This window comes from Mycobacterium sp. NGS49 (genome assembly GCF_059812565.1).
On the sequence record NZ_JCALCX010000001.1, the window covers coordinates 233,046 to 247,984 of the forward strand.

10 protein-coding genes are annotated in these 14,939 nt (G+C 66.4%); 5 read left to right on the forward strand and 5 right to left on the reverse strand.

The features are described from left to right. Window position 1: 1 nt before the first annotated feature. Window positions 2–904, reverse strand: a complete 903-nt coding sequence (locus tag AC5Y7D_RS01100; RefSeq protein WP_499920690.1) for a universal stress protein — start codon at window positions 902–904, stop codon at window positions 2–4. Between the two features lie 143 nt (window positions 905–1,047). Between AC5Y7D_RS01100 and otsB the strand changes: the two genes are divergently transcribed. Next, entirely contained in the window at window positions 1,048–4,734 is a 3,687-nt protein-coding gene (gene otsB, locus AC5Y7D_RS01105) for a trehalose-phosphatase (RefSeq protein ID WP_499920692.1), read from the forward strand. Window positions 4,735–4,755: 21 nt separating this feature from the next. Here the strand turns inward: otsB and AC5Y7D_RS01110 are convergent, their stop codons facing one another. From AC5Y7D_RS01110 to AC5Y7D_RS01125, 4 genes are all read right to left on the reverse strand, one after another. Continuing rightward, a complete protein-coding gene (locus AC5Y7D_RS01110) occupies window positions 4,756–5,538 on the reverse strand; it encodes a universal stress protein (RefSeq protein ID WP_499920694.1) in 783 nt (260 codons plus the stop codon). Between the two features lie 80 nt (window positions 5,539–5,618). Next, complete coding sequence (locus AC5Y7D_RS01115; RefSeq protein WP_499920695.1) at window positions 5,619–6,599, reverse strand: 1-phosphofructokinase family hexose kinase; 981 nt, start codon at window positions 6,597–6,599, stop codon at window positions 5,619–5,621. A gap of 37 nt (window positions 6,600–6,636) precedes the next feature. Beyond that, window positions 6,637–8,667 (reverse strand): erythromycin esterase family protein, encoded by a 2,031-nt coding sequence (locus tag AC5Y7D_RS01120; RefSeq protein ID WP_499920696.1) that lies wholly within the window; start codon window positions 8,665–8,667, stop codon window positions 6,637–6,639. 133 nt (window positions 8,668–8,800) lie between these two features. After that, window positions 8,801–9,778, reverse strand: coding sequence for an Acg family FMN-binding oxidoreductase (locus tag AC5Y7D_RS01125; RefSeq protein ID WP_499920698.1), 978 nt, complete (start codon window positions 9,776–9,778; stop codon window positions 8,801–8,803). A gap of 191 nt (window positions 9,779–9,969) precedes the next feature. Here AC5Y7D_RS01125 and acsA point away from each other — a divergent pair, with 191 nt between their 5' ends. From acsA to AC5Y7D_RS01145, 4 genes are read left to right on the forward strand one after another with little or no spacing between them, the layout of a single operon-like run. After that, a complete protein-coding gene (gene acsA, locus AC5Y7D_RS01130; protein ID WP_499920700.1) occupies window positions 9,970–11,769 on the forward strand; it encodes an acetate--CoA ligase in 1,800 nt (599 codons plus the stop codon). A 35-nt stretch (window positions 11,770–11,804) separates the two neighbouring features. Then, complete coding sequence (pdhA, locus tag AC5Y7D_RS01135) at window positions 11,805–12,740, forward strand: pyruvate dehydrogenase (acetyl-transferring) E1 component subunit alpha (protein ID WP_499920951.1); 936 nt, start codon at window positions 11,805–11,807, stop codon at window positions 12,738–12,740. Further along, entirely contained in the window at window positions 12,737–13,711 is a 975-nt protein-coding gene (locus AC5Y7D_RS01140; protein ID WP_499920702.1) for an alpha-ketoacid dehydrogenase subunit beta, read from the forward strand. Before pdhA ends, AC5Y7D_RS01140 begins: the two co-directional genes overlap by 4 nt. Further along, on the forward strand, window positions 13,711–14,937 hold the full coding sequence (locus tag AC5Y7D_RS01145; RefSeq protein WP_499920703.1) for a dihydrolipoamide acetyltransferase family protein: 1,227 nt from the start codon (window positions 13,711–13,713) through the stop codon (window positions 14,935–14,937). The genes AC5Y7D_RS01140 and AC5Y7D_RS01145 overlap by 1 nt, the downstream gene beginning before the upstream one ends. Window positions 14,938–14,939 lie beyond the last annotated feature (2 nt).

Sequence of the window (14,939 nt, forward strand, 5' to 3'; positions counted from 1 at the left end):
CTCACACCGCCGGTCGCCGGGACGGGTGCTGTCCCGGGCGCGCCACGATCACCGGCGTGCCGGTGGAGTGGATGAGCGCGTTGCTGACCGAACCCAGCATCATGGCGCCGATCGCACCGCGCCCGTGGCTACCGACCACGACCAACTGAGCCGATTGCGCCTGCTTGATGAGCTGGCGAGCGGGTCGGTCGCACACGACCACGCGGTGCACCGCCACGTCGGGGTACTGCTCCTGCCAGCCCGCCAAGCGTTCGGCCAGGATGCGATCCGCGTCCTGTTTGAACGTCGACCAGTCCAGCCCCGGCAGTTCGACTGCCTCGATATCGCTCCACGCGTGTACCGCTTTGAGCTCGACCCCGCGCCGGGAGGCTTCGTCGAACGCGATGGCCGTAGCCGATTCGGAAGCCGGTGACCCATCGATACCCACGACGACCGGAGCTCCATCGGAGAAGTCCCCGTCACGGATGACCGCGACCGGGCAGCTCGCGCGCCTTAACACCCCTGAACTCACCGAGCCGAGCAGTCCCCGCGCCACGGCCGAGCGTCCATGGCTACCCACCACCACCAACTCCGCGAACTCTGACAACTGCACCAGGGCCGGAACCGGCGGCGAGCATTTGAGCTCGGTCGCGATCGGAACCGGGCGTCCCGCGCCGACGATGTCTTCAGCGACCTTGACCGCGTGCTGGAGAATTCGATGGCCGTCCTCGTCCCCCCACATGCCCATACCCATCGACAACGGCATTTCGGGATACATCGGGACCGCCACGCTGACCAGATGGACCAGCGTCAGCGGAACATGGCGCAGCGCCGCCTCCCGCGCCGCCCACACCACTGCGGCATTCGATGGTTCAGATCCGTCCACCCCGACCAGGATGCCGTGGCGATTGGCCAGTGCGTCCATTCTGTTCTCCCTCCACTACCGAAAACGCTATTGGCCGAACCGACCTGGGTCGTGGGGCTTAAGTCACCAAGTGCAGGGACGTGGGACCTTCATTGCGTCTTGGGCCGTCATTCAGAGCTCTGGCTGTGGCATCGTCACCAGCCGTGACCGACTGGCCCGCCACTATCGACCGGCGTTACCACGACGCGGTGATCTTGAACCTTGACGGAGTGCTGTCCGCCGCCGCCTCAGGCGGCTTTCACGCCTCCGAATCCACCGGCCCATTGCTACGCCGGCTGCGCGATGCAGGGATCGGCACGGCTGTCTACTTGGCCGGTGCCGCGGATGAGCAGCAACTGGGCGGCCGGCGCGACGAACTCGTCGACGTGGACGTCATCGAATTCGCCGACGAGCACGACTCCTCGGTGCTGGTCCGGGCGGCGTCCCGGCTGAAGGTCCGCCCCGATCGGTGTGCGGTCATCGAGCACGACGGGGCCGGGGTTCAAGCCGCCTGCGCCGCCGGGTTCAGCCTGGTGATCGGCCTTGACCACGGGAGCGAGGAACTGACCTCGCACGGCGCCGACGCCGTGATCGCCGATCTCGCGGAGATCTCGGTGCGCAACACGGACGCCGCGATATCGACGATCACCGACGCGCTGCAGGTCTACAGCCAGCTCAAGGAACTCGTCACGGCCCGGCAACCCGTGCTGTTCGTCGACTTCGACGGCACCCTGTCCGATATCGTCGGCCGGCCGGAGTCGGCGACGCTGGTCCAGGGTGCCGCCGAAGCGTTGCAGGCGCTGGCTCAGCACTGCGCCGTCGCGGTGATCAGCGGTCGCGACCTGGCCGATGTTCGAGCCAAGGTCGACGTGGGCGGGCTGTGGTTCGCGGGAAGTCATGGTTTCGAACTCGTCGCGCCGGACGGCACCCTCCACCAGAACGCCGAATCCGCCGCCTCGGTCGGCGTGTTGGTCAGGGCGGCAACACGTCTGACCGAAGAACTCAGGGACATCCCGGGCACGATCGTGGAGCGCAAACGCTTTGCGGTGGCGGTGCACTATCGCAACACCGACCCGCAGGCCGTCGACCAGGTGATCGCCGCGGTGCGCCGCCTCGGGCGTTCGAAAGGGCTGCGTGTCACGACCGGACGCAAACTCGTCGAACTGCGGCCGAACATCGCGTGGGACAAGGGCAAGGCGCTGCATTGGATTCTCGAACACCTTGCGAATCAGGAGGGTTCGCCGTCGGCCACCACGCTGCCGATCTTCATCGGCGACGACATCACCGACGAGGATGCGTTCGACGCCATCCGCTTCGACGGCGTGGGCATCGTCGTCCGTCACCTCGAAGGGGGTGACCGGCCTTCGGCTGCCACCTTCAGCCTCGAGGGCCCGAAGGCCGTTACCGGATTTCTGCAGAGACTCGCCGACGACCTGAAGGAGGAGGCGGCGGCTCCCCACGATGCCTGGCAGCTCGTCTACGACCATTACGACCCGGCGACCGAGCGACTTCGTGAAACGCTGTGCGCCGTCGGTAACGGCTATATCGCCACCCGCGGCTGCGCGTCCGAAGCCACCGCTTCCCAGCACCACTATCCCGGCACCTATGCCACCGGCGTGTACAACATCCTCTCCGACGAGATCGCCGGCCGGACCATCGACAACGAGAGCCTGGTCAACCTGCCCAACTGGCTGTCCCTGACGTTACGCATCGACGGTGGACCCTGGTTCCACATCGACGAGGCCGAATTGCTGTTCTATCGGCAGACATTCGACCTACGGCATGCCACGCTGACGCGAAGGCTCTGTTTCAAGGACGACGCCGGAAGAATCACGACGCTGCACGAGCAACGTTTCGCATCGATGCACGATCCTCACCTGTTGGCGATGCGCACCACGGTCTATCCCGAGAATTGGTCAGGCACAGTTGAATTCAGATCGCTACTGGACGCGTCCGTGTGTAACACCATGGTGGAACGCTACAACTCACTGTCCAGCCGCCATCTCACCGACGCGGTAATCCACGAAATCGCGCCCAATGCGGTCGTGTTGCGAACCGAGACATCACAATCACGCATCGCCATCGCCCTGGCGGCCCGCAACGCCGTGTGGCGTGGCAGCCATGCCTCCGCCCCGGCCGACGCCCACTACACGACGATCCGGGAGCACAACCGCGGCGGCCAGGACATCCGAATAACGGTCTCTACGGGTGAGCCGGTCACTCTGGAAAAGATCGTGACCGTTTTCACCGGCCGCGACGCCGCCATCACCGAAGCGGCGAGCGCCGCTGCGGAAAGCCTCGACGCGGCCGGTCGTTATGCCGACCTGCACCAGTCGCATGCCCGGGCGTGGGCCAGATTGTGGGAACAGTGCAGTGTCGGCCTCTCCGACGGAGACGATGCGCTGCGAATCTTGCGGCTGCACTTGGTACATGTGCTGCAGACCATCTCGCCGCACACCGCCGAACTCGACGCCGGGGTTCCGGCCCGGGGACTGCACGGCGAGGCCTACCGGGGGCACGTCTTCTGGGACTCGTTGTTCGTCTCCCCGGTGCTGAGCCTGCGCATGTCGAACGTGTCGCGTTCGCTGCTGCTGTACCGGTTCCGGCGCCTTCCCGAAGCCCGCCGCGCGGCCCGCCGGGCCGGCCACCTCGGCGCGATGTTTCCCTGGCAGTCGGGCAGTGACGGACGTGAGGTGAGTCAGGAAGTCCACCTCAACCCCCAGTCCGGGCGCTGGGTCCCCGACGCCAGTGCGCGGGCGCACCATGTCGGGCTCGCGGTAGCCCTCAACACCTGGCAGAACTATCAGGTGAGCGGTGACCGGCAGTTCCTGGTGGACTACGGCGCCGAGATGCTGGTCGAGATCGCACGATTCTGGGTGGGGCTGGCCAATTTCGACGTACGCCTCGGCCGCTACACGATCCGCGGCATCATCGGCCCCGACGAGTTTCATTCCGGCTATCCGGGCCGGGAATACGACGGGATCGACAACAACGCCTACACCAACGTCATGGCGGTCTGGGTCATCCTGCGGGCGATGGAGGCACTGGACCTGCTGCCGCTGCGCGACCGTCTCGAACTCGTCGGCAAGCTGGGTCTGACCACCCAGGAGCGGGAGCGGTGGGATCACGTGAGCCGGCGGATGTTCGTGCCGTTCCACGACGGAGTGATCAGTCAGTTTGAAGGGTATTCCGAACTGGCCGAACTGGATTGGGAGGGTTACCGCCAACGGTACGACAACATCCAGCGACTCGACCGCATCCTGGAAGCCGAGAACGACAGCGTCAACAACTACAAAGCATCCAAGCAGGCCGACGCACTGATGTTGTTCTACCTGCTGTCATCCGAAGAGTTGCTCGGCCTGTTCGGCCGGCTCGGGTACCACTTCGCCCCCGAGCAGATTCCCCGGACCGTCGACTACTACCTGGCTCGCACTTCCGACGGCTCCACGTTGAGCGCTGTCGTGCACTCCTGGGTTCTGGCGCGCGCGAACCGGGCCAACGCCCTGGAGTACTTCCAGCAGGTGCTCGATTCGGATATCACCGACATTCAGGGCGGCACCACCGCGGAAGGAATTCACCTTGCGGCCATGGCGGGCAGCATCGACCTGCTGCAGCGATGCTTCACCGGCCTGGAAACCCGCGACGACCGGCTGATCCTCAGCCCACAGTGGCCGGAAGGCCTCGGGCCGATCGAGTTCCCGTTCGTGTACCGCAGTCACCGCCTGCACCTGCGTATCAGCGGGCGAAGCGCGACTCTGACCGCAGAGTCCGGAAGCACCGGGGCTATCGACGTCGAATGCCGCGGCCGGATCCGACAGCTACTGCCGGGCAGCACGATCGAGGTCAGTTGAGCATCGACGCAGCCGACGCCTTCAGTGCCGGACCAGCAGCACCGAGCAGTCCGGGTAACCGAGGATGGGATGGCAATTCGGAGTGTTCAAATCCGGCAACCCGGCGGCCTCGGACTCGCCCACAACAGCGAGATCGATTGCGCGACTGTGGGTCCCGCCGGTCCTGGGGCCAGTGCCCGATGCCACCACCTCGACGGGCACGTCGGGATAGCGGCGGACCCAGCTGTCCAGGCGGCGGTCGATCTGCCGAACGATCGCGTGCCTGCGCCGCCCTTCCTCCATCGCCAGTCGCACCACTTCGTCGTTGTCGGGTTCATCGTTGAGGACGACGGCGATCACTCCGACCTGGGTGGGCGTGCCGTCGGGATTGGTGCGGATGACCGCGACCGGACAGTGTGCGTGCCGCACCAGGGCAGCGGCCGTGGGCCCCAGCAAGCCGTCGGTGGCCCACCCACGCCGGGAGGTGCCCACGCATACCAGCGCCGCCTCGTGTGAGACATCGACCAGGGCCTGTGCCGGGTCTCCCGAGAGGATGGCGGTTTCGATGTCGACCGGTTTGCCCTGGGCCTGCGCCGCGCTGAGCACAGCGCCCTCCGCTTGCGACAGCACCATCTCGGCGCGCTCGAGTTCCCACTCGGAAGCGTGGGCCGAACCCGGGCGCTCGCCTTTGCTGGCGATCACATAGGCAAGACGAAGGGGCATCTGCCGCGCCAGCGCCTCGTCGATCGACCATTTGGCGGCATTGACCGCGGCTTGCGAGCCGTTGACACCCACCACCACCGACTTCGCGTCCAGCTGGCTCATGGTGGCTCCTTCGCTCACTATCAATCTATTGCGCGGTCAGCTGTTTCTGCTGGGGCCGTTTGGCCTGAGTTTGCGATGCCCTAGGACCCCGGGGCATCGCCAACCTCCACGGGTTCGTCGGACAACTCGAAAAGCCGTTCCACGTCGGCGCGCCCGCATACCTCGGTCCCGGGGGTCAACAGCATCGCCGCCCCGGCGGCGACCCCCAGCCGCACGGACTTGGCGAGCGGCCATCCGCGGGTCAAGCCGACGGCGATGGCGGCCACCATCGCGTCGCCGGCACCCACGCCACTGCCGCCCTGCATCGGCACCGCAGCAAAACGGTGACAGCCGTGGCGGGTGGCCAGCAACGCACCGGCCGACCCCAGCGACACCACCACGACCTCGGCGCGACCGCTGTCCACGAGTTCGCGGGCGGCTGCGATCTGGTCTGCCTCCGTGGTGAGTTCGCGTCCCACGCATTCGCGCAGCTCTCGTGCGCTCGCTTTGAGCAGGAATATCCCCGACGAGACGCCGCGCAGGCCGCCACCGGAGGTGTCCAGAATGAGGCGGGCACCCACATCGCGCGCCACGTCGGCTACCCGCTGATAGAAGTCGGCAGGAACGCCCGGCGGCAGGCTGCCGCTGGCCACCACGTATTCGGCCGACCGGGCCGCCATTCGCAGTTCCTGCGCGCACCTGTCCTGCTCGGCCTGCGACAGCACCGGACCCGGAAGGACGAACCGATACTGGCGACCGGTGCTCGTCTCGTTGACCGTAAAGCTCTCCCGGGTGCAGCCGGCGATCGGAATCTCACCGAAGGGCACGCCCGCATCGCTGAGCAGTCTGGTGAGAAGGCCACCGTGTGAGCCGCCCGCCGGCAACACCGCGAACGCCGACCCACCGAGCACGTGCGCTATCCGGGCGACGTTGACACCGCCGCCGCCCGGGTCGTAACGCGTTGCGCTGCAACGCAACTTGCTGGTCGGAAGCACAACTTCCACGCTGGTGGTGATGTCGAGTGCGGGATTCATCGTCAATGTGACGATCCGCGGCAACCCCGGTGCGAAACCGGTGTGCATTGTGAACTCCGCTCGTCAGTGTGGACTTTGAAGGGGACTAGAGACCACTGGGATAGGTCTCGGGCGTTTCGCCGGCGATCCACAGGCTGGTGGTCTCGAGAGGCTCGAGCGCACGGGTCGTATCGATATGGATCATCGCGTCGAACTGGTCGCCGGGCCGGACGTGGAAATAGTGGCTTTGCCGCTCGGTCGCGGGCTGATAGATCACGCCGATAGCGCGGCCCAATCGAACGGCCGACAACGGCTCGGCCGCTTTCTCGTTGATCCGCGCCGACACCAGGAAGGCGTCCTTGCGGGTCTGGTGGAACAGGTCTTCGACGCTGCCCGGAAGCGCCGGTCTGACCACCTTGCGCTCGGCGATGCCGCCCCATTCGCTGGCCGCCGTGACCGTGCCCGTGTAGGTGCTCAGACCGATCAGACGCGAGTCCCCGTGGTAGCGCTGTCGGACGAGTTGCCCGAGCGTGAGCTGGCCATCGGCCCACACCTCGGTCGCGGTGGCGTCGCCGACGTGAGAATTATGCGCCCACACCACAATTCGCGCGGGCAGGCCATCGCTATGACGGTCCAGGTGCTTCAGCAGCGCTTCCAGGGTTTGTGCCATGTGCTTGTCGCGCAGATTCCACGAGGAGACCCGGCCGCTGAACATCGAGCGGTAGTACGCCTCGGCGTCGCGGACCGTCTGCGCGTTCTGCTGGGCGTAGAACAGCTCGTCTTCGGCAAGCAGGCCGTCGGCACGCAGATAGGCGAGCGCGTTGCGCTGCAATTCGACCAACTGCTCGATCGCCTGGCGCTCGCACTTCGGTCCGGCGCCGAACGCCGCCTGGTAACCGTATGCCTGCCCGTCGTCGCCCGCGGGGTGGTCGAAGCACGCGTACCGGACCCGGGCCCGGGCCGCCGCTGCGGGATCCACGGTGTCGAGGTAGGTGATCACCTCGTTCATCGACCGGTGCAGGCTGTACAGATCGAGCCCGTAGAACCCGGCCTGCCGCTGCGCGCGCTGGTTGTGCTCGCGCAGCCAGTCGGCGAAGTCACGAATGACCGTATTACGCCACATCCACGCCGGGAACCGCTCGAACCCACTCAGTGCCTGCTCGGCGGTCGTGTCGTTGCCGAGTCCGCGAACATAACGGTTGACCCGGTAGGCGTCGGGCCAATCCGCTTCGGCCGCAACGGCGCAGAAGCCCTTCTCCTCGATCAGCCACTTGGTGATCGACGAGCGGGCCTGGTAGAACTCGTGGGTCCCGTGGGAGCTCTCACCGATCAGGACGACCCGGGCGTCACCGATGATCTCTTCGAGAGCCTCGCGCGACGGAACGCCCTGTGGCGCGTCGATGGCCACGTCAGCGATCATTTCGGCCGCGGTCGGCACTGCCGGTTTGATCAGCGTCAGGCCGGTGGTGGGCTTGGCCAGCAGTTCGCGCACTTCTTCGTCGCTGACCTGACGGAAGTCCCAGAACGACTCTCCCACAGCGAGGAAAGGTGTGGGCATCGACGCGCAGATGACTTCGTCGACCAGGGCGGCGAATTCCCGGCAGGTCGATTCCGGCGCGGCAGGCACAGCGATCACGATGTGCGCCGGCTCGGCGTCGCGCAGCGCCTGAACGGCCGCAAACATGCTTGCGCCGGTGGCCAATCCGTCGTCGACGAGAATCACCGTCCGCCCGGTCACCTCCACCGGTGGGCGACCCCCGCGGTAGGCGGCCTCGCGCCGAATCAGTTCGCGGCCCTCACTCTCCACGATGTCGCGAAGTTGCCCGGACGTGATCCGCAAACCGCGCAGCACGTCGTCGTTCACAACCACGCGGCCCCCGCTGGCCAGTGCGCCGACGGCGAACTCCTCATGACCGGGGGCGCCCAGCTTGCGCACGATGAACGCGTCCAGCGGGGCGTGCAGCGCAGCCGCCACCTCCCACGCCACGGGCAGCCCACCGCGGGCCAGGCCGAGCACGATCACGTTCGGGTTGTCGCGGTAGGCGTCCAACAGGTCTGCCAGCACCCGGCCGGCTTCACGACGGTCGCGAAACACCCGCCGCGGTGCGGGCCTGGCGGCCTCGGCTGCATTGGTCATGACGTACTCCTCATTCTCAAATCGCCCCGGCGGCTCACATCCCGCTGCGACAATGCTTCATTCGACCAATCCCCCCGCACCCTCGGTAGGGACCGAAGTCCCGGCTGAGGGGTACAGAAGCCATTTATCCGGCTCAGCCGACGACTTCGAGCACCTCACCCAACGGGCGCCGCGGCGTCGCTGCCGGGATCGGGCCCGACGGTGAGATGCCGACCCGGATGAGAACCTGCGGAACGGCCGCGCGACCTTCGGTGAGCTCCCGCAGGATGGCACGACCGGGCTCCAGTTCCGTCGCGTGCGTGATCGGGCAGGTTGCCAGGCCGGCTACGGTGCATTCCAGCAGCACGGCGGACAGTGCTTCACCGCAGTGCAGCGCATCGGCTCGGGTGTCCTCCGCCGTCGACAGCAGGACGATCTTCGCTTGATCATGTCTGGCGGCGTGCTCGGTATCGGCGGCGGTGGGGAACTCCCGGTTCACCCCGACTCCCCGCGCTTCGGCCCCCGACACCAACGCGGCCTGCGGAATGCCCTCATTCTCTCTGGAAGGCGCTGTCCACCAGCCTAATTCGTCATGATAGCTGTCGTCGTAGCGACGTAGCGCCTCGCTGAGCCGGGTGGCCTCCGCCAGGCGCGGTCGCGCCTCATCACCCAACACTTCCATCCCCACCGCATCCTGGTCCACACAGCTGCCCAGCAGCGGCTGCAGCGAAGGCCAGTCATTGGGCGCGCGAAATGGACGCCGATCGGTGCGGCGCACGGTGATTGCCTCGGCGCGGTCGCGCCGCGCCCGGCCGACGTACGACATCGGCGTGAACTCGAGCGAGGCCAGGTGGTCGAGATTGTTCGGGTTGGGAAACCGTTCGACATGGGTGTCCCAGCCAACGGCGGCCATCGCGACGCGCAAGTGGTCCAGAGCGGCGCCACAGCTCAGGATGGCCTCCCGGCCCGAACTGTCGGTAGAGTTCAAGATTCGGGTCTGGTCAACGAACAGGCCGACGCTCGCGCCTTTGACCACCCACCGCCACGGCTGACTGTTGTGCAGTGAAGGAGCGTGGCACGCCAGGTCTACCGCGTTCGTGATCACCGCAGTCTCGACCAGCGTCTGCGTCATCGCACTCACCTTTCTGCTTTGAGTACGACGCTGCGCCACCGGGACAGCGGATGCCAGGGTCCTTGGTCACCAGCATTAGGTCATAGGACACCCGTTACCTGGCCGCTCAGATCGGTGACCTTTTTCCCTATCGCCCCCGGTGCATCGGGCACACCCTTGAGGAGCCAGCACCCCGGGGACGAGGACCGCTCATGGACCTGATTCGCAAGACCGCCCACGACTACCGCGTCCGACCCAATCTCGCCGACTACGACCAGGCCCGTGCGAGCTTTCAGTGGTCCGATGTGCCCAGCCTGTGCGACGGCATGGGCGACGGGAAATGCAACATCGCCTATGCGGCCGTCGACCGGCACGCACACGGGCCCATCAGCGCCCGCAACGCTCTTCGCTTTCTGACCGACGACGCGACACACGAACTGACCTATGCCGAGTTGGGCGACCGGGTGAGCCGATTCACCGGGGTGCTGCGCGCGCTGGGTATCGGCAAAGGCGACCGGGTCTTCACCATCATGGGCCGCATCCCCGAGCTCTACATCGCGATGCTGGGTGCACTGCGCAACGGCAGCGTCGTCTCACCGCTGTTCTCCGCGTTCGGACCCGAACCGATCGCCACCCGGGTAGATATCGGGCAGGCCAACGTGCTGGTCACCACTAAGGCGATCTATCAGCGCAAGATCGCCAAGATCCACAGCGGGCTGACCTCGGTGCGACACGTCATTGTTGTGGACGACGGCACCCGCGGCGAGCCGCCGTCGGGAACACTTGACTTCTGGCATTGCATGAACGCCGCCGACCGGCACGCGCCCGTCGAACCCACGACGGCTGAAGACCCGGCGCTGCTGCATTTCACCAGCGGCACCACCGGCACCCCGAAAGGCGCCATTCACGTGCACGGCGCCGTCGCCATGCACTACGTCACGGGCCTGTACGCTCTCGACCTTCATCCCGACGACATCTATTGGTGCACTGCGGATCCCGGCTGGGTCACCGGGACGTCGTACGGCATCATCAGTCCGCTGCTGCACGGCGTGACCTCCATCGTCGACCAGGCCGAATTCGACGCGGAGCGCTGGTACCGGATCCTGCAGGACCAACAGGTCTCCGTCTGGTACACGGCCCCCACCGGCATCAGGATGTTGATCAAAGCCGGTCCAGAACTGCCGGCCCGCTTCAGTTTTCCGCGACTGCGATTCATCGCCAGTGTCGGTGAACCACTCAACCCCGAAGCGGTGTGGTGGGGAAAGCAGATCCTCGGCTTGCCGATTCACGACAATTGGTGGCAGACCGAGACAGGCGGCATCATGATCGCCAACACGCCGGCCTTCGACATCAAGCCGGGTTCAATGGGCCGGCCGCTGCCCGGGGTCGAGGCATGCATCGTGCGCAACAACGACGACGGCACCAACACCGTCGTAGCGGAACCGGACGTCGAGGGCGAGCTCGCCCTCAAACCGGGCTGGCCGTCGATGTTCCGCGGTTACCTGCACGCCGACGAGCGGTACCGGAAGTGCTTCAGTGAGGGGCTCTATCTCACCGGCGACCTGGCCAAGCGGGATGCCGACGGATACTTCTGGTTCATCGGACGCAAGGACGACGTGATCAAGTCCGCCGGGCACCTGATCGGCCCGTTCGAGGTCGAGAGCGCGCTGACCGATCATCCGGCGGTTGCCGAGGCAGCCGTCATCGGCAAGCCCGATCCCACCGTCGGCGCCGTCATCAAAGCCTTTGTCACGCTCAAGGACGGCTTCGTCGCCAGCGACGAGTTGCGGCTGCAGCTGCTCGGTCACGCCCGCAAACGGCTCGGTCCGGCCGTGGCGCCCAAGGAGATCGAGTTCGCCGAGTCGCTCCCGCACACCAGCAGCGGCAAGATCATGCGCCGACTGCTGAAGGCCCGCGAACTCGGCTTGCCCGAAGGTGACACCTCCACGATTGAACGACCGCATGCGGACGAAAATCAACGAGACCACCAACCTCAAGGAGCGCCCCTGTGAGCGAGAAGGACCTGACGCACGCACTGTTGTCGGACATGATCCGCGTGCGTCGCATGGAAGAGAAATGCGCAGAGCTGTACAGCGCGGCCAAGATTCGCGGCTTTCTGCACCTCTACGTCGGTGAGGAGGCCGTGGCCGCGGGTTCCCTGCGCGCGTTGGGCGACGAGGACGCAGTGGTGGCGACGTATCGCGAGCATGCGCACGCGCTGCTGCGCGGCATCCCGATGACCAGGATCATGGCCGAGATGTTCGGCAAGCAGGAGGGCTGCTCGCGCGGACGCGGCGGGTCGATGCACCTGTTCGACGCAGCCCGGCACTTCTACGGCGGCAACGCGATCGTGGCCGGCGGTCTGCCGCTGGCGGTCGGCATCGCGCTCGCCGACGCCCAACTGAAGCGAAACCGGGTCACCGCATGTTATTTCGGTGACGGAGCGGTGGCCGAGGGCGCCTTCCACGAGTCGCTGAACATGGCCGTGTTGTGGAACCTGCCGGTGCTTTTCCTTTGCGAGAACAACCTTTACGCCATGGGCACCTCACTGGAGCGCGCGCAGTCCCAGACCGATCTCACCGCCAAGGCAGCGGCCTACCGCGTCGATGCGCTGTCGGTCGACGGGATGGACGTCGAAGCGTGTTACGAAGTGACTCGCAAAGGCGTGGACCATGTACGCAGCACCGGTGGCCCGTTCTTCATCGAGTTCCGCACCTATCGGTTCCGCGCCCATTCGATGTTCGACCCGGAGCTCTACCGGGACAAGGCCGAAGTCGCACAGTGGCGCGAGCGAGACCCCATCGACCTGTTCATCCAGCGGCGGCAACGCGACGGCCTGATCACCGATCAGGACGTGCGCGACATCGAGGACGCGGCCGCCACCGAGATCGCGGACGCGGTGGCCTATGCCGAGGCCGGAACCCGGGAAGACGTGGCCGAGCTGGCCCGTGACGTGCTCACCCCGCTGGAGGCGGCGCGATGAAAACCACTTACCGCACTGCCGTTCACGACGCGATCCGCGACGCATTGCGCGACGACCCGCGCGTGGTGCTGATGGGCGAGGACGTCGGACGCTATGGCGGAACCTACGCGGCATCCAAGGGCCTGTTGGAGGAGTTCGGCCCGGACCGGGTACGCGACACCCCGCTCTCGGAGCTCGGCTTCGTCGGAATCGGTATCGGTGCCGCCCTCAACGGGTTACGCCCGATCGTCGAAGTCATGACGGTGAACTTCAGCCTGCTGGCACTGGACCAGATCGTCAATACCGCTGCGGCGCTGCGCCACATGTCCGGCGGGCAGTTCTCGGTGCCGATCGTCGTCCGGATGGCCACCGGCGCCGGTCGGCAACTCGCCGCTCAGCACTCCCACAGCCTCGAACCGTGGTATGCCCATATCCCGGGAATCAAGGTGGTGGCGCCGGCGACGGTCGAGGACGCTTACGGCATGCTCGGGCCGGCACTGGCCGACCCGGACCCGGTCATCATCTTCGAGCATGTCCAGCTGTACAACACCTCCACCGATATCGACACCCTGCAGCCGACCGACATCACCCGGGCCGCAATACGTCGGTCCGGCACCGACGTGACCCTGATCTCTTACGGTGGCTGCGTATCCAAAGCGCTGGATGCGGCGAATGAGTTGTCCTTGTCCGGAATCGACTGCGAGGTCATCGATCTGCGGGTGCTGCGGCCGCTGGACACCGATACGGTTCTGGACTCGGTTCGCAAGACCCACCGAGCGGTCGCGATCGACGAGGCTTGGCGCAGCGGCAGTTTGGCGGCCGAGGTGTCGGCGCAGATCATGGAAGGCGCATTCTACGATCTGGATGCGCCGGTCGGCCGGGTGTGCAGCGAAGAAGTACCGATCCCCTACGCGAAACACCTCGAGGAGGCCGCGCTTCCGCAGCCGCACAAGATCGTCGCCGCCGTGCACGAACTGTTCGGGGACCGATGATGATCGAGTTCACGATGCCGGCGCTGGGTTCCGACATGGACGAAGGCACGCTCGACGAATGGCTGGTCAAGCCCGGGGACAAGGTGAGCCGCGGACAGGTCGTCGCAGTGGTCGAAACCACCAAGGCCGCAGTGGAAATCGAGTGCTGGCAGGAGGGCACCATCGCGGAGCTGGTGGTCCCGGTCGGCCAAACCGTGCAAGTGGGAGCGGTGCTGGCCACCCTGGTGCCGGTAGGTGAGACGGCCGAGGCGCCGGTCAAGAAGGCACCGAAGAAGGCTTCGCCCAAACGTGCCCCGAAAGCGCCACGCAAAGCGCAGCCGGCGGCCGTAGCGCCGGCGCCTGCGCGGCCGATCGGGCCACAACACCGCCGCTGGGTTTCTCCCGCGGCACGGCGGCTGGCGGCGAACCTGAGCGTCGACCTCGACGCGGTCAGTGGTACCGGCCCGGGGGGTGCGGTGACCATCGTCGACGTCGAGCACGCCGCCGCCACCCGGCCAACCATTGTCAAGAAACCGGCACCGAAACCCAAGGGTGAACGCCTGTCGATGGCCGAGCGGGGCGCCGCGATGCGCCAGTCGATCGCGGCCGCGATGAGCCGATCCAAGCGCGAGATACCGCACTACTACCTGGCCGACGAGATCCTGATGGATACCGCGCTGACCTGGCTCACCGCCCGAAACGCGCAGCGGCCCATCACCGAACGCGTATTGCCGGCCGTGCTGCAACTCAAGGCGGTGGCCCTGGCCGCGCAGCGCTTCGGCGAATTCAGCGGATTCTGGCGCGATTCGGGCTACCAGCCCGCCCCCGCGGTGCACGTCGGTGTCGCCATCTCGTTGCGCGGCGGCGGTCTGGTGGCCCCCGCCATCCACGATGTCGCCGAGAAGAAACTCGACGAGCTGATGACCGACCTCACCGACCTGGTGGCGCGGGCGCGCGCCGGTTCACTGCGCAGTTCGGAGATGTCCGACCCCACCATCACGGTCACCAACCTGGGCGACCAGGGCGTCGATACCGTCTTCGGCGTGATCTATCCCCCGCAGGTCGCCCTCGTCGGCTTCGGCAAGACGACGCAGCGGGTGTGCGTCATCGACGGCGGGATTCGCGTCGTCAACGCCATCCAGGGCACCCTCGCCGCCGATCACCGGGCCAGCGACGGCCACCGCGGCGCCCTGTTCCTGTCCGCGATCAACGAATTGCTGCAACAACCCGACGTACTGGAGAAGTGAGA

What these genes read in the sequence shown, in the direction of transcription:
- AC5Y7D_RS01100 (WP_499920690.1), bottom strand. Translation starts at nt 904, where the DNA reads ATGGACGCACTGGCCAATCGCCACGGCATCCTGGTCGGGGTGGACGGA.
- AC5Y7D_RS01110 (WP_499920694.1), bottom strand. Translation starts at nt 5,538, where the DNA reads ATGAGCCAGCTGGACGCGAAGTCGGTGGTGGTGGGTGTCAACGGCTCG.
- AC5Y7D_RS01115 (WP_499920695.1), bottom strand. Translation starts at nt 6,599, where the DNA reads ATGCACACCGGTTTCGCACCGGGGTTGCCGCGGATCGTCACATTGACG.
- AC5Y7D_RS01120 (WP_499920696.1), bottom strand. Translation starts at nt 8,667, where the DNA reads ATGACCAATGCAGCCGAGGCCGCCAGGCCCGCACCGCGGCGGGTGTTT.
- AC5Y7D_RS01125 (WP_499920698.1), bottom strand. Translation starts at nt 9,778, where the DNA reads ATGACGCAGACGCTGGTCGAGACTGCGGTGATCACGAACGCGGTAGAC.
- acsA (WP_499920700.1), top strand. Translation starts at nt 9,970, where the DNA reads ATGGACCTGATTCGCAAGACCGCCCACGACTACCGCGTCCGACCCAAT.
- pdhA (WP_499920951.1), top strand. Translation starts at nt 11,805, where the DNA reads ATGATCCGCGTGCGTCGCATGGAAGAGAAATGCGCAGAGCTGTACAGC.
- AC5Y7D_RS01140 (WP_499920702.1), top strand. Translation starts at nt 12,737, where the DNA reads ATGAAAACCACTTACCGCACTGCCGTTCACGACGCGATCCGCGACGCA.
- AC5Y7D_RS01145 (WP_499920703.1), top strand. Translation starts at nt 13,711, where the DNA reads ATGATCGAGTTCACGATGCCGGCGCTGGGTTCCGACATGGACGAAGGC.